The organism is Mesorhizobium sp. M4A.F.Ca.ET.022.05.2.1 (genome assembly GCF_003998845.1).
Lineage (GTDB): Bacteria > Pseudomonadota > Alphaproteobacteria > Rhizobiales > Rhizobiaceae > Mesorhizobium.
On record NZ_RZOJ01000573.1, the window covers coordinates 1 to 2891 of the forward strand.

At 64.1% G+C, this 2891-nt stretch carries 4 protein-coding genes; 2 read left to right on the top strand and 2 right to left on the bottom strand.

The features are described from left to right. On the bottom strand, positions 1 to 624 hold a 624-nt coding region (locus EN745_RS32895; RefSeq protein ID WP_127423176.1), incomplete at its 3' end, for a hypothetical protein. Between the two features lie 28 nt (positions 625 to 652). Then, entirely contained in the window at positions 653 to 1765 is a 1113-nt protein-coding gene (locus EN745_RS32900) for an endonuclease/exonuclease/phosphatase family protein (RefSeq protein WP_126053992.1), read from the bottom strand. A 167-nt stretch (positions 1766 to 1932) separates the two neighbouring features. Between EN745_RS32900 and EN745_RS32905 the strand changes: the two genes are divergently transcribed. Then, complete coding sequence (locus EN745_RS32905) at positions 1933 to 2508, top strand: BA14K family protein (protein ID WP_127423177.1); 576 nt, start codon at positions 1933 to 1935, stop codon at positions 2506 to 2508. Positions 2509 to 2658: 150 nt separating this feature from the next. Continuing rightward, a partial coding sequence (locus tag EN745_RS32910) for a PilZ domain-containing protein (RefSeq protein ID WP_127423178.1) occupies positions 2659 to 2891 on the top strand: 233 nt, incomplete at its 3' end.

Below are 2891 nucleotides of genomic sequence, written 5' to 3' on the forward strand. Positions count from 1 at the left end.
ACCTTCGATCTCCGGTTCCGCCTCCGTGACAATGAAGGCGCGGATGCGCCGCGCGATCTCGTCGGCAGGCTCGGTCACCTGATAGCGGCGGAAGATCACCGTGCCGCTCGGCGTCGACAGCGCATGATAGCGCCGGCCGCGTTCGGCGCCCGACAGGTCGATCGCTGTCTCTTCGCGCACCTCGCGGATCATGTTGAAGTCGACATCGACGAGGCCGTCGCGGAAATCGATCGGCTCGAACGAGCCGGCGGCGAAATAGACGCGGCCGGCATTGACGGTATGCGCGCCCATGCGGATCGCCACCAGCGCATTGTCGCCGGCAACCAGCATGGCATGCGCATAGGCATGCTCGGCGCCGCTCGCCTCGCGCTTCTTCCGCCACAGCATGAAGGTCGAATATTTCACCGCATGGCAGCGGCCGACGAGCCCGCCGTCGCGATAGGCGAGCGCCGAGAGCAACACCACCGTGCCGTCGAACAGCGCTGGGTTCGCCCCCATCTCGCGCCGCCAGTTCTCGGCGATCGCCTCGGCGTTGTCGCGTTCGAACGGATGCCGGCCGGGGTCGAGCCTGACATCGACCTTGTCGACCGGCAGGATGACGTTGCGTGGGAGGTCGAAGCTCATCTTGCTCTGAGTTGTGTTGAGATGCAGCTCAGGCCATGTCCAGGGCGATCACCACCGGGCAATGGTCGGAGGCCTTCGGTCGGTCCCAGCCGGCGCGCGGGAAGCGCTCGACCTCCTGGCCGGCCGGAAAGATGGTGCGCCAGGGCTGGCCGTTGCGGACGATGTCGGGAACGGCGGTCGCGTTCTTCGCCGCCAGCCCCTTCGACAACAGGATATAGTCGAGCTGGCAGAGGTGCCGTTCCTCGGGACCGCGCGTGTGGTAAAAGCTCCAGCGGTCCATCTCCGGCCGTCGCTCGACAACGTTTTCGCAGAAGCCGCCGGCGGTCAGCACGTTGATGCAGGACTGGCTCTCGTCGATCACCTGGAAACGGTAGCCGTCGACGCTGTCGCCCTCGATCTTCACCCGCTGCCGGTAGTCGTTCATGTCGCCGCAGATCGCCCAGCGCTTGTCGGCAGCATGATCCTTGCCGAAGCGCTCCTCGATGATGCGGCGCACCGCCTGCGCCTCAGCGATACGCAGCGGCATCGTCGCCTCGCGGCCGTCCAGCCCATTGCGCGGCGAACCCATCGATTTGAAGTGCACGAGATAGAGCGTCAGCGGCACGCCGCCGATCTTCAGGTCGACCTCGAGGCAGTCGCGCCGGAAGATGCGTTCGATTGCCTGATAGCCGAGCGCCGCGAGTTCCGAGGTGAACAGCCCAAATTGCTCGAAGGTGACATGGGCGTGGCTGGTCATGCGCACGAATTCGATCGGCTGGCCGTCAGCCGTCTCGCTCCGCATCATCACGGCAACGTCGATGCCGCGGGTATCATTGCCGGCCGTGGTGTATTTCTGCCGATAGCCCTGCCCGACCATCTTGAACAGATAGCCGTATTCGAAGGCCTTCAGCGCCTCGATGTTGTCGACCTCTTGCATGCAGATGATGTCGGCACGGGTGGCGGCGATCGCCAGCGCGGTGAGCTGGCGCGTGTCGTCGGACTGCGCAATGGCACGCGCCTGCTCCAGCATCTTGTACTCGGCCTCGCTCTGGATATCGAACAGCGCCAGCGCTCGATCCTCGTTTAGCTGGTTGCGATAGCCGGAAAAATCGAACCTGTTCATCAGGTTCTCGACATTGAAGGTGGCAAGGCGCAGCGACATGGCCGTGACCTTTGCCTGCAAGTACCGGTGAAGACAAGAGCCCGCGATGCGGGCCGTGATGGTTGACGGAACCTTTCCGTTCATCCGCCGTTCAGACGACAAGTTCCATAAATAGGCCTCTTCCCGGGGTATTCTGGGCGTGGGGCCTGAAGTCTTCGGAGTGTGCAATGAAACCGCACTTTTTGTCTTCGTTGAGGTCCGGTCTGCTGACCCTGGGTCTTGTGGCTGGCGTGACGGCACCGTCACTGGCTGGTCCGATCCTTGAGCCTGACCTGTCGGTCCCGGCCAATCTGGCGGCGCCCGGCATCACGCCTGTTCGTGACGAGTGGGCCGGCGGCAATGACCGGCAGCTCCAGGAGGATTGGCGTTGGCGCAACCGCGACGGGCGGTGGCGGTCCGGCAATTTCCGCGAGCGGAATTTCTCCCGCAATTGGGACGGTGATCGTAACTGGGATGGCGACGACTGGCGCTGGAGACGCCACCATCATCGCCGGCATTTCAGGGACTCCGATGCCGCCATTCTGGGCCTCGGCCTGGGCCTGGGCCTGGGCAGCCTGTACTACAACAACGGCTACTACAACAACGGCTACTACGCTCAGCCCCGGCGGATCTACCGGACGCAGCGTCTCTCAAGCGCGCATGTCCAGTGGTGCTACGACCGCTACCGCTCGTACCGGGCATGGGACAACACGTTCCAGCCTTATAACGGCCCGCGCCAGCAGTGCTGGTCGCCGTATAGCTGAGCGGCAAGGGATCGAAGAATGTTCAAACGGCGCCGCGCCTAGCGGCGCCGTTTTTGCCTGGGCTGCGCCATGATGTCATCGGCGCTAACGCGCTGTTCATCAGGCGGGTCTATCACATAGGCTGACCGGATCGCCCGGCAGCGGAAAGCCATGGCCGAGGAGGAAAACAGGGACAAGCGCAGGCAGCGCGTGCTGAAGGGCGCGTCGATCCTGACCGGCATCGCCAATTCCGAGGTCAAATGCACGCTGCGCAACATGCATGCCGGCGGTGCCGAACTGAAAGTCCCGATCGAGGCGCGCGTGCCTGACGAGTTCCTGCTCTACGTGCCGACCGACGGCATCGGCTACAAGGCCGTGGTGCGCTGGCGCCGCGACGGCCGTAT